Raw genomic sequence first — 22168 nt, forward strand, 5'->3', positions numbered from 1 at the left:
CATGACCTCGGTGTCCGCACCCGGCACCGCCCCCGTCGGACCCGGTCCCGCTCGACGTTCGTCACCGCGCCCCGGCGACAGGCTGACTCAGGCCTGACCGCGAGTCAGGTCGGCGTTCCGTTCCTTCATCGTCCCTCGGTGAGGCGCCGGCCCCACGATCCTGCGCGCCAGCCGGTTGTAGTGGACCGCGGACGGCGGGGGACCGTCGCCGTCGCGATGGGCCAGGATGCGGCCGAGCCGGGGAAGCGACCCGGCGTCCCACGTGTCGCCGCAGCGCTCGCAGAAGACCTCGAGGCCGTGCTTCTTGCTGATCCGCAGCCAGCCGTCGCAGCCGTCGACCACGCACCGCCCCAGCGGCCGGCGCCGGCCGAACTCGCCCTCGAGGACGCCGTTGAGCCGGGTGGCGATGGAGTCGACCTCGGAGTCGAAGTCGTCGCCGAGCCCTTCGGACTCGATCCAGTCGGCGTGCTGCCGCAGCCATGCCGCCAGAGACGTCGCGGACAGGTCCGACGGCCCTCGCAGGCGACGCTTGACGATCACCAGCTCGGCCCAGCTGCGCAGCAGCCGGTCGGCCTCGGCGAGGGCGTCGAGGAGCTCCAGCGGTAGCGGCGGCCGGGAGGTGTGCTTCAACCGAGCGGCCCCGGTGCTCGGCGCTGGGGCGCGAAGGTGCCGCTCGGACCGAGCTCGGGCCAGCGCGGAGAGCAGGTCGTCCAGCGGCGCCGTCACGGCACCTCCACGATCGAGCCGTCCGCGTGGACGGTGAACCGGCCCATCGGCGGCAGCCGCAGGGACTCGGGAAGCTCGTACCCCCAGACCGTCACGGGGCGCCCGGCCCGCAGGTCGGCGAGCTGCTGGGGGAAGGGGCAGCCCGGGACTGCGCCGTAGACGTCGCTGAGTTCTTGAAGCCACCGCGCGAGGTGGCCGCGGACCCCGGCGGCGACGGCGACCCGCTTAGACCGAGCCACCGGCGACACCTCTGCGACCCGCGAACCGCTGCCACCGCTGGTTCGCGGCGTTCGCCGCGCGAGCCTGGGACGCGGTCCTCGGGATGCCGTCCTCATCCGGCAGCGCGATCTCGCCCAGGAGTTTGCCGAGGGCGAGCCGACCCTGACGAGCCTCGGTCGCGGCGGCGTTGAGCCGGGGCTGGCCGGCGGCGCCGAGCACGATCAGGCCGTCGCGGGCGAGGACCTCCTCGAGCGCGGCCACGTCGTCGGCCTGGCGCGCGGCCGTGGCGAGGATCGCCAGCTCACGGGCGTCCAGCTCCAAGCCGGCGGCGTCGACCTCGCCGATGATGCTCTGCCACAACGCCTTTCCGGCGGCGCGCAGGCCCTTCGGTGGTGCGGGTTTCGCAGTTCTGGTCATTCCTGGTCCTCTCGGGGTTGGTTCGCGTGGGCATTCCGGTCAGCGGCGAGCGCTATGCCGACCAGGGGCGGGACGAAGCGCGGCAGAGTGTTCCCCCTGGGGGGGTCACGCTTTCCCCTGCGCTGCAAGGACTTCGCCGATGCTCATCGGGGTGACAACCTGGCCCTCGACTCGGACGGCGACGGCACCGGGGTGGGCGCGGAGCACCGACACGATGGTGGCGAGGACGGCGTCGGTCACGCCCCGCTGGTGCAGCTCGAGCCGGACCCGGGCGACGGCCTCGGACAAGGTCTCGTCGTCCCTCGCCGCGAGCTGCTTCCGATGGATCACGATCACGTTGTCCTCCTGCGGATCAGGCCCGGCCGAGCGGGCGCGCCGGCCACGGGCGACGCCAGCCCCGCGGAACAGGCGCCGCGGGCGCAGCCCGCTCGACCGGGGGTTCATGGAGGGTCAGCCGCCGGCGCGGTCGCGGGCGTCGCGGGCGAGCTGGCCGGGATCGGTCTGCTCCTCGGCCCCGACCGCCGCGCAATGCGGACACTCGGGGCAGCGCGGGGCCGGTGCCGATGCTGGTGTGTGCCCTCCGGCGCGTGCTCGAGCGGCGAGCGCGAGCTGCCGGGCCGACTCGACGGCGCTCACGAGAACACCACCACAGACGGCGGCTCGGCCTGGCGCCGGGCGGCGTCGGCGCGGGAGCGGTCGGACGCGGCGCGCAGCAGGTCCGCGGCGGCGTCGGCGTCGACCGGGGTGACGTACCGCAGGCGGAACCCGGACTCGGTCGTCTTGCGCCAGCGCTCGGCGTGCGACCACGACTCGATGAGGCGCGGCCAGACTCGGACCACGTCGTCGTCGGTGGCGACCCAGCGGAGCGGTTCCGGGGCCTTGTCGTCCGGGTCTCCGAGGACGCGGGCCAGCGACGCGCGCAGCGCGACGATCCGGTCCAGCTCGAGGGCGGTGCGGCGCAGCGTGTTCGCCGCGTCCACCACCTCCCCGCCGGCGTCGACCAGCGACACCGGGTCCATGCCGGGCGGGACTAGCGGCAGGGCCTCGACGAACGTGGCGGCGAGGGCGTCGTAGCGCTTCGCCATCGCCTTGTGGATGTTCGCGGCGTCGGCCCGCAGGGCGACGCGGACGTCGAGCGCGAGCCGGCCGTCGACCTGGGCGAGCGCGGCGGCCCGGTGCTCGGCGGCGGCGAGGTCGATCGCGTAGTCGGTCATCACGCCGACCACGTTGTCCGGGGTGAGGGGGACGTCGGCCGGGGCTGGCCGGTTGCGGGTGGTCGAGCGTGCGGCGGCCCAGGTCGCAGCCGCGGCGTCGAGCACCTTCGGACGCTTCCAGCCGAGGTCGGCGAGGTCGCCGGCCAGGCCGGCCAGTGTGACGTACTTGTCAGTCATGCGGGGTTCTCCTTGGTGGTGGTGGTGCGGCGGGTGGTGAGTCCGAACGCGGCGGGGTCGTCGCGCAGTAGGTCGCGGGCGTCGTCGCCCTCGGGTGGCGTCAGCACCTCGAGGGATGCGGCGTGATCGGCCAGCTCGTCGCGGATGCGCTGGGCGCAGGCGAGTCCCGGTGGGTCGTTGTCGGGCACGAGGACGACGTGGGCTCCGGTGAGCAGGTGCCGGAGCCGTCGCAGGTTGGGTGCGCTGGCCCCGCCGGCCCAGGTGGTCGCGTACAGGCCGCGACCGGCGAGCGCGTCGACCGAGCTCTCGGACTCGACGAGGTAGATCGTCTCCCCGGCGGCGATCCCCATGGCGACCTGGCGCTCGAGGTACAGCGGCAGGTCGCGCACGGCTGCACCACGTAGGCCGGGGATCCACGCGCCTGCGTCGTCTCTGGTTTCCCAACGCAGATCCTTGGTGCCGTCGGTGGCCCGGTAGCGGACGACGCGCCAGCGGTCGCCGTAGGGGTGGGCCGCTTCCCACTTCCAGGTGCGGCCGTCCCGGCCGGCGCCGGGTCGGGTGAGGTCCACCGGCGGGTAGGTCACCGTGATGTAGCGCCGGGCGTGCTCGGTGGGCTCGAGGCGTGGGGGGTGGTGCAGGACGCGGCGGGTGACCTTGAGCGCGGCCAGGACCTCGTCAGTGGTGCAGTGGGTGAAGCACTTCACAGAGGCGCGGCCGTGGGGCCGGTCGAGGACGGACAGGGACGGGTGGACATCGTCATGGGCGGGGCACTGCCACAGTGGCGGGTTGCCGTTGGTGTGGCCGGATCCTGAGGCGGCGAGGACGGCGCGAAGCCACGCGGCGGTGGGCGACACGCCGTCGGCGTCAGACTTCGGATCGCCGAGAGAAAGTGCAGAAACCCGAGAAAGTGCTGCACTTCCTCCCGTTTCTGCACTTCTTGTAGGAGGTGCGAAGTCGTTCACGGCCGCACCTCGACGTGGTACAGGCGGCGGTGGCCGGCCCCGGACTTGCGCAGGACGAGGGCCGGGCTAGAGCCCACCCAGCGTCCGACACGATTGGTCAGCCACCAGCCAAGCGACTTAGTGAACCCGCCGCGGTCCATGCGCTGCGCCAGCTCGCCGGGCAGGTTCTCCACGATCTCGGCGTCATCGTCCTTGACCGGGTGGAAGGTGGCGTAGCTGTTGCCGGCCTCGGCCTTCTCGTTCACCTTCAGCTTCGACGAGGTGGTCGTGACCAGCTTGGCCAGGTCGGCGGCGGTGAAAGGGTCGCCGCTGAAGCGGACCTGCAGCGCGTGTAGGAAGTCGTACGCCTCGTCGTCCTCCGTGGCGACTGGGGACGCCTCCTCCGCCACGGCGGGGTCGGCGAACACGCCCTCGAGGCCCATGAACCGCAGCAAGCCGCCAACCTGGCCGATGAAGTGGCCGTAGTTGTCGGCCCGGCCGTCGTCAACCGAGGGACGACCGGCGAGCACCCAGGCGCGGGCGACGATGAGGATGGCGCGCAGGATCTCTCCGCGGTGCGCGGTGAAGTAGCCGGGCAGGTTCGGGTGCTTGTACCCGGTGCGCAGCCACGGCCTGGGCGTGTTGGGGTCGATGCGGGCCCAGACGACCCGGCGGGGGATATCGCCGCCCAGGGCGAGGTTGTTGCCGGTCAGCACCCAGACGCGGTCGTTGACGGCGATCTCGTGGCTGTTTCCCCCGAGGGTCCGGTCGGACCACTCCCGCGCGGTGAGGAGCATGGCGAACGCGCCGGACCGCACGATTCCGGTCACGTTGTCGAAGGTGACGATCGGGCCGGTGGTGGTGCGCAGGACCGCGTGGATGGACTTGCGGACCTCCTCGTCGTGCGCGGACAACTCCGAGCGGAGCACGCCGCCGTGCAGGATCCGGGGCAGCTCGGCGAGCAAGGTCTTGCCCGATCCCTGTTGGTGCGCCGAGAGCGCCAGCGCCGGGTAGGGCGGCGGCACCAGGGGCCGCAGGACCGGCGTGAACATCGTCATGCCGAGGTAGGTGGCCTTGTCGGACTCGGTCACCCAGGGGAACTCCGCGAACGGCTCGAGCAGGAGCTCGATCGCGGCGGCGACCTGGGCGTCTGTCGGCCTGGCGGGCACCGGCTCGATCCGATGCAGGTCGTCGGGCGGCAGGTACAGGGTCTTCGACTGCTTGTCGTAGCCGGGGCGGTCCAGCACGGTCCCGTCCGGCCGCAGCACCGGGGAGTGCGCGACGACGTCGAGCCGGGGCGTGCGCACCGCGGGCTCGCCGACGCCGGCGGTGAACGTGACGACTGGGTCCAGCGTCGGCAGGACGTCGATCTCCTCCACGACGCCCTTCGACTCCTTCACCTTGAAGCAGTCGAAGCGGTGCGCGATCACCGCGCGCAGCACGCGGGCGTCGGCCGGGCGCACCTGGGCGGGTCCATCGTCGTCGCCCTCACTCGGGGCGGCGATGTACCCGTCCTCGCCGACCTTCGGTACGCGAACTAGTTCCCCGCCGCGGACGAAGAATCCGGGCAGTTCCGGGCCGCCGACGTTGCGCAGCAGCCAGTCATGGAACGTCTTGCCGCTGGTGACTTCCAGGGGGCGGCGGTCGGCGGCGGTCACGCGGCGTCTCCGTTGCCGAAGGTGTGCTCGCGGCAGTCGTCGCAACCGGGGTGACCGATCACCGGAGACTCGGTGGCGAGCGCGATCATCGCGGCGAGCTCGTCGCCGGCCCGATGGGCGAGGCCGACGAGCGCCGGGTCGACCCGCTTCAACGTGAGGCCGATGTTCCGCGCGCTGGTGCGCGTGGCACCCATCTGCCGGACGGAGGCGTGCCGCAGCAGGACCGGGCAGCCGGTGTAGGCGTAGAGGCCTGACGCGGAGTCGGGGTCGACGGACAGGCAGTAGGTGAGCCGGCGACCCTGCGGGTCGCTGACGTTGCGCAGCTCGGCGAGTAGGTCAGCCAGGGCGCTCGCGTCCGACGGGATACCCGCGGCGACGGCGATCTGGCGTCGAGTGAGCTGGGCGCCGGGTCCGGCGCGGTCGAACGCAGCGATCACCGCGAGCCGGGATCGCGCGATGTCGTACTTGCGTGCCATGATTGGGACGCTCCTTCAACGAGTTTGGGTGTTGAGACGGCCCCGCGGACTAGGTCCCCGCGGGGCCGTCTCGCTGTCAGTGCTCGGCGGGGTTGTTGTGGTCGGGGCGCTGCGGGAGTGGCAGGCCGAGCAGCTCGTAGATCGCTGCGACGGGGACGCGGCGCTTCCTCGACCCGGTCTGGATGGTCGGCAGCTCACCTCGGTCCGCGGCCTCGTACGCCGCGGTACGGCCGTAGCCGAGGAGCCGGCCACCTTCGGGGACGGGGACCGTGGGGGTCTCCCAGGGGTCCGGGAGGGCGACTGTGGTGGTCATGCCGATGAGCCTGCCGACTACGGGACTACCCGTACAACGGACGCAGCGGTACGAACGGGACTTTCCTGGTAGATTCCGGGTATGGCCGCAACGAAGCAGAAGAACCGACTGAGGATCCGCGCCGCCTATCGGGACAGCATCGTGCTGGTCCGTACCCCCACCGGAGACGTCTTCACCGCCCCGGAGGAGGTCGACGTCGAGGAGGTGGGCACCGGCCTGGCCGTCACGTTCAGGATCAACGGGGAAGGTCGCTACGTCCCGGTCAAGGTGACGCTCACGGCCGACGACCCCGAGGTCGGCGTCGCGCAGTACATGCGCCAGCCGCTCAACCGAATCGCCACCCAGGTGATGAAGACCGTGGCGTCGCCGGTGCAGTTGCGGGAGAACGAGGACGGGACCACGACCGTCGTCCACAAGCTCACTGAGCGCATCCCCGAGCCGAGCGCGGAGCAGGTCCAGCGGCCACGCGCCGGGGGCCGTCAGCGACTCAGCGACGACTTCCTGCGCGACGTGGCGACGGTGTGGACCCAGGCGCCACCGTCGAACCGGACACGCGAGGTGCAGCACTGGTACCGGCGCCAGACCGGCACCGAGGTGACCAGCGACCGGGTCGAGAACTGGCGGCGGAAGGCCGAGAAGGTGTTCCCCGAGATGTTCAAGGACGTCCGATGAGAGGCAGCATCGTCACGCGGAAGGACGCGAAGGGGCGGGATCGCTACTTCGTCGTAATCGAGGAGCGGACCCACGACGGGAAGCGTCGGCGCCGCTGGCACTCCGACCCGGCCACCGGGTCCGGGTTCACCTCCAAGCGGGCCGCGGAGAACCACGCGGCCACGCTGGTCACCTCCGTCGCCAGCGGGTCCTACGTCGAGCCGACGCGCGAGACCGTGGGGGACTGGCTGGACACCTGGCTCGCACTGGTGAAGCCGTCACTGCGGCCGTCGACCTGGGCGTCGTACGACAAGAACATCCGACTCCATGTCCGGCCCGCGCTCGGGACGGTCGAGCTGCGCCGACTCACCGCGGTCGACCTCGATCGGCTCTACGCCCACCTGCTCGAGCAGGGACGGACCGACGGCTCCGGGGGGCTGTCGGTGCGGACCGTCCGGTACGTCGCCACCATCGTCAAGCGGTCGCTGAAGGACGCGGTCCGCAAGGGGCTGATCCCGCGGAACCCGGCCGACGCCGCCGACCCGCCGAAGCCGTCAGGAGCCACCCACGGCGACGTTCAGGCGTGGGGCGCACGAGACCTCGCCACCTTCCTCGCGGCGACGCAGGAGCACGTCTACGGCCCGGTGTGGGCCTTCCTCGCAGCCACCGGCTGCCGGCGCGGGGAGGCGCTCGGCCTGCGGTGGTCGGACCTGCATCTCGGCACCGACAAGCGCACCCGCGCGTCCTTCATCCAGACCGTCCAGAAGATCAAGGGCGAGGTCGTCATCGGGTCGACGAAGACCGCCTCCTCGCGCCGGGTGGTCGTCCTCGACGACGCGACCGTGGCGATGCTCAAGCGGGTCCGGGTCGCCCAGGACGGGGACCGTCTGAAGGTCGGCCCCGGCTGGCCGGAGTCGGGCCTCGTCTTCACCCACGGCGACGGTCGCGGGCTCCACCCGGAGACCATCAGCCGCGCGTTCCGGGAGAGCGTCGACAAGCTCGGCCTGCCGCCGATCCCGCTGCACGGGCTGCGCCACACCTGGGCGACGCTGGCGCTCCAGGCCGGGGTGCATCCGAAGGTGGTGCAGGAGCGGCTCGGCCACGCGAACGTGAGCATCACGCTGAACATCTACAGCCACGTCGCGCCCACGATGCACGGGGACGCGGCCGACACCGTGGCGGCGCTGGTGGCATCGGCGGGGAAGCGGTAGACGGACGGTAGATGAAGCGGCCCCCGGTCTGCGTTTTCGCAGGTCAGGGGCCGTTTTCTGGTGTCCGAGGGGGGACTTGAACCCCCATGCCCCTAAGGGCACTAGCACCTCAAGCTAGCGCGTCTGCCAATTCCGCCACCCGGACGAGGTGACCCGGCGCCTTGGGGGGCGCCGCGACCGGCAGAGGATAACAAGACCGGGGAGTGCGCCGCGAACCGCCGGGATCCCGGCCGGAGGGCTGCCGTACCCCGCCGACCCCGGGCAGGATGGTCCGGTGACCCAGATCGGAACCGATCCCCGCCTGGCCGAGCTTCCGGACGCGGAGGCCGAGGTCGTCTCCCTGTGCCGAGACCTCATCCGCATCGACACCACCAACGACGGGACGCCGGACTCGGTGGGAGAGGCCGCGGCGGCGGAGTACGTCGAGCATCGGCTGCGCGAGGTGGGCTACGAGCCGGAGCGCTTCCAGACCACCGCCGGCAAGCGGCAGGGGGTCGTGCTGCGCATCCCGGGCACCGACCCCGACCGGGGTGCCCTGCTCCTGCACGGGCATCTCGACGTGGTCCCCGCGCGCCCCGACGACTGGACGGTCCACCCGTTCTCCGCGGAGGTCGAGGACGGCATGCTCTGGGGTCGCGGTGCCGTGGACATGAAGGACATGGACGCGATGATCCTGGCCACCGTTCGCTCCTGGGGGCGTACGGGCTACCGGCCCCCGCGCGACGTCGTGGTCCTCTTCCTGCCCGACGAGGAGGCCGGCGGCTACCACGGCTCGCACTGGCTGGTGGACCACCGACGCGACATGTTCGAGGGCGTCACCGAGGCCGTCGGAGAGGTCGGGGGGTTCTCGCTCACCGTCCGCGACGACCTGCGGTTGTACCTGATCCAGACCGCCGAGAAGGGCATCGCCTGGATGCGGCTGCGTGCCCTCGGCCGGGCCGGGCACGGGTCGATGCTCAACGACGAGAACGCGGTCACCCGGCTGTCCGAGGTCGTGGCGCGGATCGGCCACCACCGCTGGCCCGTGCACGTCACCCCCGCGGTGCGCGATCTGCTCAGCGAGCTGTCCGACGCGCTCGGCCTCGAGCTCGACGCCAAGGACATGGAGTCCACGCTGTCCCGCCTCGGCCCGTTGGCCCGGCTGATCGGGGCCACGCTGACCAACACGGCGAACCCGACGATGCTCGACGCCGGCTACAAGATCAACGTGATCCCGGGGGAGGCCGAGGCGCAGGTCGACGGCCGGTTCCTGCCGGGGTACGAGCACGAGTTCTTCGCCACCATCGACGAGATGCTCGGTGACCACGTCGTGCGGGAGTTCGTCAACCACGACGTCGCGCTGGAGACGACGTTCGACGGGCCGACCATCGACGCGATGGCCGCCGCACTCCGGGCAGAGGACCCCGGCGCCCGTCCGGTCCCGTACACGCTGTCCGGCGGCACGGACGCGAAGGCGTTCTCCCTGCTGGGGATCCGGGCGTACGGATTCGCGCCGCTGAAGCTGCCGCCCGACCTCGACTTCGGCGCCATGTTCCACGGCGTGGACGAGCGGGTCCCCCTGGACGCGCTCACCTTCGGCGTCCGGGTCCTGGACCGTTTCCTCCGCTCCTCCTGACCGCGCAGCCCGCCCGGCCCCGTTGACTCGGGCACACGATCCGCTTAGCGGATCGTGTGCCCATCTCGCGCGGCGTGTCGGGCCCGGGAGGGGCAACACGATCCGGGTCTTGGTGCCCGTGTGGCGGGAGTGGCGCTGCCGGTCCGGCGGAGTGCCGGGGCCGCCCGGACGGCCCGACGTCGTACGGGGCCGCGTCCCACTCGTCTCACGCGTACCCACGGGTGGATCGTGTGACGGATCGCGACCGCGACACTCCGCCCGACCTGGGCACACGATCCGCTAAGCGGATCGTGTGCCCGACAAGGCGGGGCAAGGCAAGGCGAGCGGGGCGGAGCGGGGTCAGGCGGTGCGGGTCACGCGGATCACGCGGCGCCGGAGCCAGACGCGGCGCCGGCCGTCGGGGTACAGCCGCAGCCGGGCCAGCTCCCACCGCCCGTACTCGGCGAACTCGGTGAGCACCGCGCGGGCCGCGTCCCGGGTGGTCCCGCGCGGCAGGGTCAACTCGCGGTACTCGTACGACGACGTCGCGCCCGACGGTCCGGGCCGGTGGCGGGCGGACGCCGGACCCGGCGTGACCCCGTCCGCTGCTCCCATCGGCCCATTCTCACCCGTCGCCCCGACCGGCCGCAGCCAGCAGCCCGGCGAGCCGGGTCCGCCGCACCCGATCCGGGACCTCGGCCACCGCCCGCCCGAGCGCCGAACCCGTGCCGTCCACCACGCTGAGGTGCCGCCGCGCACAGGAGAGCGCCGAGACGAGCAGCGCCCGGCTCAGCACGCCCGCCGCGCTGCCGGGCAGCACGAGGACCACTGCCGGCCAGGACGACCCGACGGCCTCGTGCACGAGCCGTACGTCCGGCCCGGCCCCTCCACCGGCAGGAGTCAGCACGGCCGAGAGGGCCTCGGCCCCCGCGTCACCCCGGCGCAGCGGGGTCAGCACGGCCACCTCCGCCCCCGACACCCCGAACGCCCGTGGGATCGACGAGGAGACCAGCTGGCCGACGCGCAGGACGGCCTCCGCGTCGTCGGCGACCGGCACGACCACCAGCGACCTGTCGTCGGCCGACGGCGCCACCAGCTCCCCGCGGCGCAGCGCCGCATCCAGGTCCCGGAGCGGACCGGGCCGTCCCGGGTCGGGCGGCGCCGCGACGACGGGGCACACGGCCGCCGCCACCACGTCCCGCAGCACCGCGCCCGGACCCTCGCCCGTCACCAGTGCGGCGGGGTCCCCGGCCAGCAGGAGGAGCGCGTCGTCCAGGTCCTCCGCGGCCGCCAACACGTCGGGCATGCCCAGCCGCTCCGCGTCGTCCAGCAGGACTGCCGTGGACCCCTCCGCCTCCGCCTTCGTACGCAGCGACGCGACCACCTCGGCCCGCCCGGCGCCGGCGGGGCCGGTCACCACGGCCAGTCGTCCCTCGTCCGCGAGAGCCGCCAGCACGTCGCCGAGCAGCTCCTCGTCCTCAGCGACCCCGGGCAGCGCGACCCCCGCGGTCTCGGCATCCCCCGGAACGTCCACCCGGACCAGCAGGCCCGCCCCGATCGCGTCCGCAAGGTCGTCGGCGCCGGCGACCGAGGCGACCAGCGCCCCCGGCAGCCAGGTGTGGCCGTCGGCCGCCGCACGCGCGACCAGGTCGGCAGAGCGCTCTCCGCTCACCCGCGCGCCCTCACCGCTCGCCGCCACCGGTCCTCGCCACCGAACGCCGTCATGCCCGAAAGTCACCGACCGCGCTGGTTCCAGCCGAACTCGGGGTAGCCCAGCGCGGGGCGGGACACCTCGTCCAGGGCCTCGACGATCTCCTCCGGCAGCTCCAGCAGCTCCGACTCCAGCGCGGTCCGCAGCTGCGCCACCGTGCGGGCCCCGACGATCGGGGCCACCACCCCCGGGCGGTCGCGGACCCACGCCAGCGCCACCTCCGCGGGGGCGGCGTCGAGGCCGTCGGCGGCGGTGCAGACCGCGTCCACGATGCGGCGGGGCGTGTCGTCGAGGTACTCCTGCACGAACGCGCCGAAGTGGACGCTGGTGGCCCGCGAGTCCGGCGGCGTGCCGTACCGGTACTTCCCGGTCAGTACGCCCCGCCCGAGCGGGGACCACGGCAGCAGTCCGATCCCGAGGGCCTCGGCGGCGGGGACGACCTCCCGCTCGATCCCGCGCTCGAGCAGCGAGTACTCCATCTGCGCGGAGACCAGCGGCGCGTGCCCCGACAGCGACTGCAGCGTCCCGGCGCGGGCCAGCTGCCACCCGGCGTAGTTCGACACACCGGCGTAGCGCACGCGGCCGCTCGCCACCGCCGCGTCCACGGCCGCCAGCGTCTCCTCCAGCGGCGTCAGCGGGTCCCACGCATGCAGTTGCCACAGGTCCACGTGGTCCAGCCCGAGCCGCGCCAGGGACGCGTCCAGGGCGGACAGCAGGTGCCGACGGGAGGCGTCGAAGCGCCGGGGCGCGTCGCGCCTGGTCACCGCCTTCGTCGCCACCACGATGTCGTCGCGGCCCGCGGCCCGCTCGGCCAGCAGCCGGCCCAGCACCCGCTCACCCTCGCCCTCGGCGTACACGTCCGCTGTGTCGACCAGGGTGCCGCCCGCCTCGAGGAAGGTGACCAGCTGGTCGCGGGCCTCGTGCTCGTCGGTGTCGAGCCCCCAGGTCATGGTCCCCAGCGCCAGCCGGCCGACGAACAGACCGGTCCGGCCCAGCGGTCGCTGCTGCATGGCGGAAACCTACCCGCGCGGTCGCCGGCCGCCCGGGCGCCGCGCCCCCGCCCGGGGCGCCGCCATCCGCGCAACTAGGCTCCCCGTACGCCAACGCACCCGCGGAAGGGAATGCCATGCGACTCGGACTCAACCTCGGCTACTGGGGCATGGGCAACGACGCCGACAACCTGGTCCTGGCCCGCGAGGCCGACCGGCTGGGCTACTCCGTCGTGTGGGCCGCCGAGGCGTACGGCTCCGACGCCGCAACCGTGCTCTCCTGGGTCGCCGCCCAGACCGAGCGCATCGACGTCGGCTCCGCGGTGTTCCAGATCCCCGGCCGCACGCCAGCCAACACCGCAATGACGGCAGCGACGTTGGACACGCTGTCGGGCGGCCGGTTCCGGCTCGGGTTGGGCGTGTCCGGCCCGCAGGTGTCCGAGGGTTGGCACGGGGTCCGCTTCGACAAGCCGCTGACCCGCACCCGCGAGTACGTCGACATCGTCACCAAGGCGCTGCGCCGGGAGCGGCTGACGTACGAGGGCGAGTTCTTCACGCTCCCGCTGCCCGACGGGCCGGGGAAGGCGCTGACGCTGACGGTGCACCCGGTGCGCGAGCGGATCCCGGTCTACCTCGCGGCCGTCGGCCCCAAGAACCTCGAGCTCGCTGGGGAGATCGCCGACGGCTGGCTGGCGATCTTCTACTCGCCCGAGCAGTCGGGGGAGTCGATGGAGCACATCGCCGCGGGGCGGGCCAAGGCCGGCAAGACGATGGACGGCTTCGACGTCGTGCCGACGGTCCCCGTCGTGATCGGCGACGACCTGGAGGCGTGCGCCGCGCCGGTGCGGGCCTACAGCGCCCTCTACATCGGCGGTATGGGCAGCCGGGAGAAGAACTTCTACAACCAGCTGGCCACCCGGATGGGCTACGGCGACGCCGCCAAGGAGGTCCAGGACCTCTACCTGTCCAAGGACTACGCCGGTGCTGCCGCCGCGGTGCCGTTCGAGTTCATCGACAACACGTCACTGATCGGTCCCGCGGACCGCATCCAGGACCGGCTGCCGGCGTTCGCCGAGGCCGGCGTGACGACGCTGACGGTGGCGACGTACGCCGGCGGCATCGACGAGCGGCTGGCCACGCTGCGCACGATGGCCGAGGTGCTGGACCGCTCGGGCGTGGGTGAGTGAGCGCCGTAACCCTCGACCTGGTCGCCGCAGCGGCGACCGCCACGGAGCAGGTCACCTGGTTCGAGGCCGTCGTCCTCGGCGTCCTGCAGGGGCTCACCGAGTTCCTGCCGATCTCGTCCAGCGCGCACCTGCTCATCGCCTCGCAGCTGTTCGGCTGGGGGGACCCGGGCGCAGCCTTCACTGCGGTGACACAGATCGGCACCGAGACCGCGGTGATCCTGTTCTTCCGCAAGGACATCGGGCGGATCATCTCGGCCTGGGCGCGATCCCTGGTGCGCCCGGAGCTGCGCTCGGGTGTCGACGCGCGGATGGGCTGGTACGTCATCCTCGGCACGATCCCGATCGGTGTCCTGGGCTTCCTGTTCGCCGACCAGATCGAGACCGTGGCGCGCAACCTGTGGCTCGTCGCGTCGATGCTCATCCTGTTCGGCGTGCTGCTCGGGGTCGCGGATGCCCTCGGCAGCCGGACGAAGACGTTCGACGACCTGACCATCCGCGACGGCCTGCTGTTCGGGCTGGCCCAGTCGTTGGCGCTGATCCCCGGCGTCTCCCGTTCCGGCGCCACCATCACCGGCGGTCTCGCCATGGGCTACACCCGGGCCACCGCGGCCCGGTACGCGTTCCTGCTGGCGATCCCCGCCGTGCTGGCGTCGGGGCTCTTCGAGGCCCTGAAGATCGGTGACCAGTCCAACGCCGCCTGGGGTCCGACGATCCTCGCCACGGCGATCGCCTTCGTCATCGGCTACGCCGTCATCGCCTGGCTGATGCACTGGCTGTCGACCCGGTCCTACCTGCCGTTCGTGGTCTATCGGATCGTGCTCGGCCTGCTCGTCATCGTGCTGCTGCTCACCGGCACCCTGTCGGCCACCTGAGCGACACGCCGGGGGTGTACCGCGCATCCGGCAGCCCGGTGCGGGATGGTGGGGGACCGTGGACGTACAGCTGCTGTACTTCGACGACTGCCCCAACTGGACCCTGGCCGACGAGCGCCTGCGCCACGCGCTCCGGCTGCTCGGCCGCACCGACGTCTCCCTGACCTACCGCAGGATCGAGACGGAGGAGGAGGCGGAGGCCGTCGGCTTCCACGGCTCCCCGACGATCCTGGTCGACGACCGCGACCCGTTCGACAGCGCCGGCGCCGGCGGCGCCCTGTGCTGCCGGGTGTATCGGACCCCGGCTGGTCCGGCCGGCACGCCCACCGTGCAGCAGCTCGTCGGCGCCCTCAGCTACTGACCGCCTGCTCCCTACCCGTTGTGGTTGAAGGCGCGGTACAGCAGGACGCACGCGGTGGCCATGACCACCAGCACCATCGGGTACCCCAGCGCCCAGTGCAGCTCGGGCATGGTGTCGAAGTTCATCCCGTAGATCGCGGCGAGCGCGGTGGGGACGGCGGCGATCGCCACCCAGGCCGAGATCTTGCGCATGTCCGCGTTCTGCTGCAGGTCCAGCCGCGCCGTGGCTGCCATCAGCATGGTCATCAGCAGGCTGTCGCTGGAGTCGACCAGGTCGTTCGTGCGCAGTACGTGGTCGCCGATGTCGCGGAAGAACGGCAGCAGGTCGGTCGGCACCTGGGTCACCGTCTCCGCGACCCACTGGTGGGCGATCGGGACCAGCGGCAGTACGGCTCGCCGTACCTCCAGGTTCTCGCGCTTGAGCTCGTAGATGCGCTGCGTGTCGTCGGTCCGGGCTGGGGAGAACACCAGTTCCTCGACCTGCTCGATGTCGTTCTGGATCTCGTCGGCGACGTTGAGGTAGCCGTCCACCACCGCGTCGATGACGCCGTAGAGGACGCTGGCCGACCCGTGCCGCAGCAGGTCCGGGGCCGCCTCCAGCCGGGACCGGATCGTGGTCAGCTCCCCACGTACGCCGTGCCGCACGGTCACCGCGTAGTGCCGCCCCGTGAAGACCGCGATCTGCCCGGTCTCGACGTCCGACGTGGACTCCACGTACCCCAGCACCTTGAGCAGGGCGAACGCGAAGTCCTCCTCGAGGTCGAACTTGGCGCGCTGCCGCGGGTTCGCGGCGTCCTCCACCTGCAGGTGGTCCAACGAGAAGACGTCCTCCACCGCGGCCAGTTCCGCCGGACTCGGGTCGTGCAGCCCGACCCAGACGAACGACTCCTCCTCGTCCACGCGCGCCTTCTCGTACGCCTCGGCGAGCCGGAGCCGCAGCTCGTTCGCCGGGATGCCCTCACCCACCAGGGCACTCAGCTCGTGCCCGGTGACGACGTCTCCGGCGCGGTAGTAGCCGATGCCGCGGATCACGCGGGCCATTGTGGGCCCTGCGGCCTAGGGTTTCGCCCGTGACCACGCTGCTCCTCGTCCGGCACGGCCGTACCGCCGCCAACGCGGGCGGGGTGTTGGCCGGCTGGACACCCGGTGTCCACCTCGACGACACCGGGCGCCAGCAGGCGGTCCGCCTGGGGGAGCGACTGGCCCCCGTCCCGCTCGCGGCGGTGGTCACCAGCCCCCTGGAGCGCACCCGGGAGACGGCGGAGGCCCTCGTGGCCGGTCGCGACCCGGCCCCGCCGCTGGAGGTCGACGACCGGCTGGCCGAGTGCCGCTACGGGGACTGGACCGGTCGGGACCTGAAGTCGCTGGCCAAGGAGCCGCTGTGGAAGACGGTCCAGGCGCACCCGAGTGCCGCGGTCTTCCCGGGGGAGGACGGGGAGCCGATGGCGGCCATGGCCGCCCGAGCCGTCGCCGCGGTCCGGGACTGGAACCAGCGGCTCGGCGAGGACGCGGTCTACGCGGCCGTCAGCCACGGCGATGTCATCAAGGCGATCCTCGCCGACGCCCTCGGGCTGCACCTGGACCAGTTCCAGCGGCTGCAGGTCGACCCGTGCTCGGTGTCCGTGGTCCGCTACACGCCGCTGCGGCCATTCGTCGTGCGGGTCAACGACGTCGGGGGAGACGTGTCGTCGCTGGTACCCCCGCCCCCCAAGCGCCGCGGGCGACGGGCCCGGCCGGCCTCGTCCGACGCGGTCGTGGGCGGCGGGGCGGGCTGACCGCTTATAGGGTCGGGACGTGCCCCGCCAGGTCTTCGCGTACGACCCGCCCGAGCGCTTCGTCGCCGGCACGGTCGGTCAGCCCGGCGAGCGGACCTTCTACCTGCAGGCCCGCGCCGACCGCCGGGTGACCAGCGTGGCGCTGGAGAAGGGACAGGTGTCGGTGCTCGCCGAGCGGGTGGACGGGCTGCTGGACGAGGTGCTGCGGCTGTCGGGCGGTGCGGTCGCCATCCCCGCCGTCGTCCCCTCCGAGCTCGAGGACAACGACCCGCTGGAGCTGCCGCTGACCGAGGAGTTCCGGGTCGGGGCGATGGCGCTCGGCTGGGACAGCGACGACGACCGGCTGATCATCGAGGCGCACGCGGTCACCGAGGACGAGTCGGAGATCCCCGAGATCGGCAGCGACTCCTCGGAGGGGCCGGACTGCCTGCGGGTGCGGCTCACGGGCGCCCAGGCGCGGGCGTTCGCCACCCGTTCTCTGGCGGTCGTGGCGGCCGGACGCCCCCCGTGCCCGTTCTGCCACCTGCCGCTGGACCCCGGCGGCCACATCTGCCCGCGGGCCAACGGCTACCGGCGCTGAGCCGCTGCCGCTGACGGGTCCGGCGCCATGTCACCGCCGCTGCCACCGGTGTCACCCGAGGTCCTCGACCCGGTGCTGCGGCGCGGGGACCTGGAGGTCGAGGGGCGCCTGGTCGACGCGTCCAACGCGACGCTGAAGTGCGTCGCGTCGCTGGACGGGGTCGAGGTGTCGTGCGTCTACAAGCCGCGGCGCGGCGAGCGCCCGCTCTGGGACTTCCCGACCGGCACCCTGGGCGAGCGCGAGGTCGCCGCGTACGAGGTGTCCGCCGCGAGCGGCTGGGACCTGGTCCCGGTCACGGTGTGGCGGGAGGAGGGCCGCTTCGGGCCGGGGATGTGCCAGGCCTGGGTGGACGTCGACGAGCGGTCCGCACTGGTGGACGTCGTGCCGCGTGCCGCCGTACCTCCCGGCTGGCGCGACGTGGTCGACGCGGAAGGCCCGGGCGGGGCCCCGGTGAGCCTGGTGCACGCCGACAACGGCGATCTGCGTCGTCTCGCCGTCCTCGACGCCGTCATCAACAACGCGGACCGCAAGGGCGGGCACGTGCTGGTGGGCACCGACGGTCGGACGTACGGGATCGACCACGGCGTGACGTTCCACGACGAGCCGAAGCTGCGCACCGTGCTGTGGGGCTGGGCGGGGGAGCCGCTCGGCGACGAGCTCGAGGGCGACCTGGAGCGGCTGCTGGACCTGCTCGACGGGTCGCTGGGTACCGAGCTGGCCGGGCTGCTGAGCCGGGCCGAGGTCCGCGCCACGGTCGACCGGGCGCACCGGCTGCACGCCCGCGCGGTGTTCCCGTACCCCGGAGAGGGTTGGCCGTCCCTGCCCTGGCCAGCGTTCTAGCGCGGATCCGGCAGCGCGCTTCTTGTTGGGGGACAGTGGATTTCTCGTGTCGATCTCTTGCGCTGGTGGCATTGTGGGTCTAGACTCGTACTGATGTTCGAACAGTCGGTGGTACCCGCTCCGTCGGTGTCGCGCGCGGCGGATGCCGCGCTGCTGGCCGAGGCGGTCGCGGCGGGTCCGGGTGCGGTGGCGGTGGGGCTGCTGGAGCGGATCGACCCCTCGGTGTTGGACGAGCACGACCGGGTGTCGTTCATGACCGCCTGGCAGGCAGCCGCCGCGTGGGCGACCGCGCGGTCGTACGCGGCGATGGTTCCGGTGGTCGGACCGCGGGAGCTGCCCAGCGCGGAGTCGACCCGCTGCCCGGAGGCGGTGTGCGAGGAGTCGGTGGTCGCCGAGGTCGCCGCGGCCTGCCGGTTGTCCACGTCCGCGGCGACGGATCGGGTGGTGACCGCGCGGTTCCTGGCCGGGCCTGGTGCCCCGGTCGCTGCGCTGCTGGGCGCCGGGGTGTGGTCGTTCTCGCATCTGCGGGTGGTGCAGTGCGAGACCGCCGGCCTCCCGGCTCGTCTGGCCGCCGCGGTCATCGCCGAGGTCGCCGCGGCGTCGATGCCCGGCGCGGACGGGACGCCGTCACGGCTGGACGGCGAGACCCCGGGCCGGCTGCGGCAGCGGGTCCGGCGCACCGCGCTGCGCCGGGACCCCGCCGCGGCCACGGCGCGGATCGAGTCCCGCCGCAGGGAGCGGTCGTGCCGCATCGGCGCGGAGGCGGACTTCCGGTCCCGGCTGACCGTCGACGGTCCGCATCCGATGATCCGGTGGGCGTTCGCCCAGTTCGACGCCTGGGCCCGGCACCGCCAGACCCTGCTGAAGGGGGCCAGCCCCGCCGACCGCGACCAGATCCTGGGCCGGTGCACCTGCGGCACCCGCGCCACGATCGGCGCAGCCCGCAGCGGCGGGCGGCCCGAGGCCCGTGACGCCGGGGAGACCCGCGGCGCCGGCGAGGGCCGCCAGGAGGCGCATGACCCGGTGTGTCCGCAGCACGTGGACACCTCGCGGGAGGCGCTGCGCGCCGACGCCGTGATCGAGTCCGCAAGGCTGCTGGCCGCCTCCCTTCGCGAGCACGGTGGCCCCGAGCCCGATGCCGAACCCGGTGCCGAGCCGGCCGGCGGGCGGGCCGGTCCTGGTCTCAGGCCGTCGTCGTCGTGGACACGCCGACCCTGTTCGGGCTGGCCGACGAGCCCGGCTGGGTGCCCGGCTACGGCTGGGTCCCCGCCCCATCGCCCGGCAGCTGGCCGGCGACGCCGACAACTGGCGCCGGTTCCTCACCGACCACGGCCGCCTGATCGCCACCGGCGACAACCGCTACCGGCCCAGCGACCGGCTCCGCGAGCTCGTGACCGCCCGGGACACCGTGTGCACCTTCCCCGGCTGCACCATCCCCTCCACCGCCACCGACCTGGACCACGTGGCGAACTTCGACGGCGCGAACACCACCGCCGCCAACCTGCACCCCGCCTGCCGGCGGCACCACCGCATCAAGACCCACGGCACCTGGACGGCAGGCACCGACCCCGGCGGCACCGGGCGGATCCGCTGGACCAGCCCCACCGGCCACACCTACCTCCAACCCCCCCAACCGCTGTGGGACACCGGACCCCCCGGCCTCACGCGCGCCCCCGACCAGACACCCCGTGACCACCGGCCCGGCGACGAACCGCGCGCGGATCAGCCGGACAGCCCCTGGACCCTCCGGTACATCGCCGCCTGACCGCACCGGCGGGCACCGCCTGCCGCGGATAGGGTCCGCACATGCTGTCCTGGCCGTCTGCCCCGGTGCCGATCCTCCCCGGCCGCGGGCTTCCGGTGCGGCTGTACGACACCGCGACGACCGAGATCCGCCCGACCGCCCCGGGGGCCACCGCGCGGATGTACGTCTGCGGCATCACCCCGTACGACGCCACCCACATGGGGCACGCGGCCACGTACGTCACCTTCGACCTGCTCAACCGGGCGTGGCGGGACGCCGGCCACGAGGTCCACTACGTACAAAACGTGACCGACGTCGACGACCCCCTGCTGGAGCGGGCTGTGGCCACGGGCCAGGACTGGCGGGTGCTCGCCGACCGGGAGACGGCGCTCTTCCGCGAGGACATGGCGGCGCTGCGGGTGCTCGCGCCGGACCAGTACATCGGCGCGGTGGAGTCGATCCCGTCCGTGGTCGCCTACACCCGGCGGCTGCAGGAGCGCGGTGCGGTGTACGAGGTCGACGGCGACCTCTACTTCGACGTGCACAGCGACCCGCGGTTCGGGTCGGTGGCCAACCTGCCGGTGGACGAGATGCGCGCGCTGTTCGCCGAGCGCGGGGGAGACCCCGACCGGCCCGGGAAACGGCACCCGCTGGACTGCCTGGTCTGGCAGACCGCCCGCCCGGACGAGCCGGCCTGGGACACCGACCTGGGGCACGGGCGCCCCGGCTGGCACATCGAGTGCGTCGCCATCGCCCTGGACCACCTGGGGATGACCTTCGACGTGCAGGGCGGTGGCCGGGACCTGGCGTTCCCGCACCACGAGATGGGCGCGTCGCAGGGGCAGGTGCTGGCGGCGGAGTGGCCGTACGCGCGGCACTACGTGCACACCGGGATGGTCGGCCTCGACGGCGAGAAGATGAGCAAGTCCCGCGGCAACCTGGTGTTCGTCTCGCGGTTGCGCGCGTCGGGGCATGATCCGTCGGCGATCCGGCTGGCCCTGCTCGGGCACCACTACCGGCGTGACTGGGAGTGGCGGCACGACGACCTGGTAGCCGCGGAGGAGCGGCTGGGCCGCTGGCGGGCGGCGGTGTCCGCCCCGGCCGGGCCGGCGGCGGCCCCGGTGCTGGATCGGGTCCGCGAGTGCCTGGCCGACGACCTCGACGCCCCGGGGGCACTGGCCGCGGTGGACCGCTGGGCCGAGGGGGCCCGGCTGCGCCAAGGTTCGGACGTCGCGGCCCCCGCCCTGGTCCGCGACCTCGTGGACTCCCTCCTCGGCGTCGACCTCTGACCGGATCAAGATCGCCGCGAGACACCAGAACGGGCCTGGCATCCGGGTACGGATCGGGCCCCTTCTGGTGTCTCGCGAGGATCACCTCGTGACACGCCGCCCAACCTGGCCACACGATCCGCTAAGCGGATCGTGTGGCCGAGTCTCCCGGGCGGCGGGGCGTCAGGACTTCTTCTCGTCGTGGCCGCCGAACTGCTTGCGCATCGCGGACATCACCTTGTCCGCGAACAGGTCGTTGCCCTGGGAGGCGAACCGCTCGTACAGGGCCGCGGTGAGCACCGGCGCCGGCACCCCCTCCTCGATCGCCGCGATCGAGGTCCAGCGGCCCTCGCCGGAGTCCGACACCCGGCCGGAGAACTCGGCCAGGTCGGGCGAGGCCACCAGCGCCTCCGCCGTCAGGTCCAGCAGCCACGAGCCGACCACCGACCCGCGACGCCAGACCTCGGCCACGGCAGGGATGTCCAACGTGTACTGGTAGAACTCCGGGTGCTCCAGCGGCGCGGTCTCCGCGTCCTGGTCCCGGGACCGCGAGCCCTCGTCGGCGTTCTTGAGGATGTTCAGGCCCTCGGCGTAGGCGGCCATGAGCCCGTACTCGATGCCGTTGTGGACCATCTTCACGAAGTGGCCGGCCCCGCTCGGACCACAGTGCAGCCAGCCCTCCTCCGCCGGTGTCACGTCGCCGGACCGCCCGGGCGTGCGGGGCGCCGAGTCGTACCCCGGCGCGATCGAGCGCCACAGCGGCGCGAGCCGGTCCACCGCCGTGTCGTGCCCGCCGATCATCAGGCAGTAGCCCCGGTCCAGGCCCCAGACCCCGCCGGACGTGCCGCAGTCGACGAAGTGAACCCCGCGCGGGTCCAGTGCCTGCGCGCGCCGGATGTCGTCGCGGTAGTACGAGTTGCCGCCGTCGATGAGCACGTCGTCGGCCTCGAGCAGCCCTCCCAGGGTCGTCACCACTTCCTCGGTGATGTCCCCGGCCGGCACCATGATCCAGGCGGCCCGCGGCTTCTCCAACTTGGCGACGAAGTCCTCGTACGAGGACGCGCCGACGGCGCCCTCCGCGACCAGCGCCTCCACGTTGGCGGGGTTCACGTCGTAGACGACGGCGCGGTGGCCGTCGCGCATGATCCGCCGCACGATGTTGGCGCCCATCCGGCCCAGGCCCACCATTCCCAGCTGCATCGGCGTGTCGGTCGGCACGGGTCCTCCTCGCGTCGTGGTGGCGTC

At 73.0% G+C, this 22168-nt stretch carries 25 protein-coding genes and 1 tRNA gene; 11 read left to right on the forward strand and 15 right to left on the reverse strand.

What is annotated here, in order from left to right:
* Positions 1–87: 87 nt before the first annotated feature.
* The 9 genes from R2737_10320 to R2737_10360 form a co-directional block, all read right to left on the reverse strand.
* Positions 88–726, reverse strand: coding sequence for a hypothetical protein (locus R2737_10320; protein ID MEZ5116651.1), 639 nt, complete (start codon positions 724–726; stop codon positions 88–90).
* Positions 723–965, reverse strand: coding sequence for a hypothetical protein (locus R2737_10325; GenBank protein MEZ5116652.1), 243 nt, complete (start codon positions 963–965; stop codon positions 723–725). Before R2737_10325 ends, R2737_10320 begins: the two co-directional genes overlap by 4 nt.
* Entirely contained in the window at positions 952–1362 is a 411-nt protein-coding gene (locus tag R2737_10330; protein MEZ5116653.1) for a hypothetical protein, read from the reverse strand. The genes R2737_10325 and R2737_10330 overlap by 14 nt, the downstream gene beginning before the upstream one ends.
* A gap of 105 nt (positions 1363–1467) precedes the next feature.
* Positions 1468–1698: a hypothetical protein gene (locus R2737_10335; protein MEZ5116654.1), complete on the reverse strand. Its 231-nt coding sequence runs from the start codon at positions 1696–1698 to the stop codon at positions 1468–1470.
* Positions 1699–1994: 296 nt separating this feature from the next.
* Complete coding sequence (locus R2737_10340) at positions 1995–2753, reverse strand: hypothetical protein (protein MEZ5116655.1); 759 nt, start codon at positions 2751–2753, stop codon at positions 1995–1997.
* A complete protein-coding gene (locus tag R2737_10345; GenBank protein MEZ5116656.1) occupies positions 2750–3607 on the reverse strand; it encodes a toprim domain-containing protein in 858 nt (285 codons plus the stop codon). The genes R2737_10340 and R2737_10345 overlap by 4 nt, the downstream gene beginning before the upstream one ends.
* Positions 3608–3711: 104 nt before the next feature.
* The gene (locus R2737_10350) at positions 3712–5352 is read right to left on the reverse strand and encodes a hypothetical protein (GenBank protein MEZ5116657.1); all 1641 of its coding nucleotides are present in this window, start codon (positions 5350–5352) and stop codon (positions 3712–3714) included.
* Positions 5349–5828: a hypothetical protein gene (locus R2737_10355; protein MEZ5116658.1), complete on the reverse strand. Its 480-nt coding sequence runs from the start codon at positions 5826–5828 to the stop codon at positions 5349–5351. The genes R2737_10350 and R2737_10355 overlap by 4 nt, the downstream gene beginning before the upstream one ends.
* 76 nt (positions 5829–5904) lie before the next feature.
* Positions 5905–6141, reverse strand: coding sequence for a hypothetical protein (locus R2737_10360; protein ID MEZ5116659.1), 237 nt, complete (start codon positions 6139–6141; stop codon positions 5905–5907).
* Between the two features lie 81 nt (positions 6142–6222).
* Here R2737_10360 and R2737_10365 point away from each other — a divergent pair, with 81 nt between their 5' ends.
* Together R2737_10365 and R2737_10370 are read left to right on the forward strand one after the other, a co-directional pair.
* Positions 6223–6813 (forward strand): hypothetical protein, encoded by a 591-nt coding sequence (locus tag R2737_10365; GenBank protein ID MEZ5116660.1) that lies wholly within the window; start codon positions 6223–6225, stop codon positions 6811–6813.
* Entirely contained in the window at positions 6810–8003 is a 1194-nt protein-coding gene (locus R2737_10370) for a site-specific integrase (protein ID MEZ5116661.1), read from the forward strand. Before R2737_10365 ends, R2737_10370 begins: the two co-directional genes overlap by 4 nt.
* 58 nt (positions 8004–8061) lie before the next feature.
* Here R2737_10370 and R2737_10375 read toward each other — a convergent pair.
* A tRNA-Leu gene (locus tag R2737_10375) sits at positions 8062–8148 on the reverse strand.
* Between the two features lie 129 nt (positions 8149–8277).
* Here R2737_10375 and R2737_10380 point away from each other — a divergent pair.
* On the forward strand, positions 8278–9618 hold the full coding sequence (locus R2737_10380; protein MEZ5116662.1) for a M20/M25/M40 family metallo-hydrolase: 1341 nt from the start codon (positions 8278–8280) through the stop codon (positions 9616–9618).
* Positions 9619–9957: 339 nt separating this feature from the next.
* On the opposite strand, the gene R2737_10385 is transcribed toward R2737_10380, so the two are convergent.
* From R2737_10385 to R2737_10395, 3 genes are all read right to left on the reverse strand, one after another.
* Complete coding sequence (locus tag R2737_10385) at positions 9958–10212, reverse strand: DUF5703 family protein (GenBank protein MEZ5116663.1); 255 nt, start codon at positions 10210–10212, stop codon at positions 9958–9960.
* A 10-nt stretch (positions 10213–10222) separates the two neighbouring features.
* Positions 10223–11269: a hypothetical protein gene (locus R2737_10390; GenBank protein MEZ5116664.1), complete on the reverse strand. Its 1047-nt coding sequence runs from the start codon at positions 11267–11269 to the stop codon at positions 10223–10225.
* A 62-nt stretch (positions 11270–11331) separates the two neighbouring features.
* Positions 11332–12318 carry an aldo/keto reductase gene (locus R2737_10395; GenBank protein MEZ5116665.1) on the reverse strand — a complete coding sequence of 329 codons (987 nt, stop codon included), beginning with the start codon at positions 12316–12318 and terminating at the stop codon, positions 11332–11334.
* A 116-nt stretch (positions 12319–12434) separates the two neighbouring features.
* Here R2737_10395 and R2737_10400 point away from each other — a divergent pair, with 116 nt between their 5' ends.
* From R2737_10400 to R2737_10410, 3 genes are read left to right on the forward strand one after another with little or no spacing between them, the layout of a single operon-like run.
* The gene (locus R2737_10400) at positions 12435–13484 is read left to right on the forward strand and encodes an LLM class F420-dependent oxidoreductase (GenBank protein MEZ5116666.1); all 1050 of its coding nucleotides are present in this window, start codon (positions 12435–12437) and stop codon (positions 13482–13484) included.
* Entirely contained in the window at positions 13481–14356 is an 876-nt protein-coding gene (locus R2737_10405; GenBank protein ID MEZ5116667.1) for an undecaprenyl-diphosphate phosphatase, read from the forward strand. The genes R2737_10400 and R2737_10405 overlap by 4 nt, the downstream gene beginning before the upstream one ends.
* Before the next feature lie 58 nt (positions 14357–14414).
* Positions 14415–14717, forward strand: a complete 303-nt coding sequence (locus tag R2737_10410; protein MEZ5116668.1) for a thioredoxin family protein — start codon at positions 14415–14417, stop codon at positions 14715–14717.
* A gap of 11 nt (positions 14718–14728) precedes the next feature.
* Here the strand turns inward: R2737_10410 and R2737_10415 are convergent, their stop codons facing one another.
* A complete protein-coding gene (locus R2737_10415; protein MEZ5116669.1) occupies positions 14729–15748 on the reverse strand; it encodes a magnesium and cobalt transport protein CorA in 1020 nt (339 codons plus the stop codon).
* 38 nt (positions 15749–15786) lie between these two features.
* Here R2737_10415 and R2737_10420 point away from each other — a divergent pair, with 38 nt between their 5' ends.
* From R2737_10420 to mshC, 5 genes are all read left to right on the forward strand, one after another.
* Positions 15787–16491 (forward strand): MSMEG_4193 family putative phosphomutase, encoded by a 705-nt coding sequence (locus R2737_10420; protein ID MEZ5116670.1) that lies wholly within the window; start codon positions 15787–15789, stop codon positions 16489–16491.
* A 19-nt stretch (positions 16492–16510) separates the two neighbouring features.
* The gene (locus R2737_10425; GenBank protein MEZ5116671.1) at positions 16511–17071 is read left to right on the forward strand and encodes a DUF3090 domain-containing protein; all 561 of its coding nucleotides are present in this window, start codon (positions 16511–16513) and stop codon (positions 17069–17071) included.
* A 27-nt stretch (positions 17072–17098) separates the two neighbouring features.
* A complete protein-coding gene (locus R2737_10430; protein ID MEZ5116672.1) occupies positions 17099–17911 on the forward strand; it encodes an SCO1664 family protein in 813 nt (270 codons plus the stop codon).
* A gap of 1135 nt (positions 17912–19046) precedes the next feature.
* The gene (locus R2737_10435) at positions 19047–19676 is read left to right on the forward strand and encodes an HNH endonuclease signature motif containing protein (GenBank protein MEZ5116673.1); all 630 of its coding nucleotides are present in this window, start codon (positions 19047–19049) and stop codon (positions 19674–19676) included.
* Positions 19677–19717: 41 nt separating this feature from the next.
* Positions 19718–20944, forward strand: coding sequence for a cysteine--1-D-myo-inosityl 2-amino-2-deoxy-alpha-D-glucopyranoside ligase (gene mshC / locus R2737_10440; protein MEZ5116674.1), 1227 nt, complete (start codon positions 19718–19720; stop codon positions 20942–20944).
* A gap of 162 nt (positions 20945–21106) precedes the next feature.
* On the opposite strand, the gene gnd is transcribed toward mshC, so the two are convergent.
* Positions 21107–22141: a decarboxylating 6-phosphogluconate dehydrogenase gene (gene gnd, locus R2737_10445; protein MEZ5116675.1), complete on the reverse strand. Its 1035-nt coding sequence runs from the start codon at positions 22139–22141 to the stop codon at positions 21107–21109.
* Between the last annotated feature and the right edge of the window lie 27 nt (positions 22142–22168).

The organism is Candidatus Nanopelagicales bacterium, from assembly GCA_041393815.1.
GTDB lineage: Bacteria > Actinomycetota > Actinomycetes > S36-B12 > JAWKJK01 > JAWKJK01.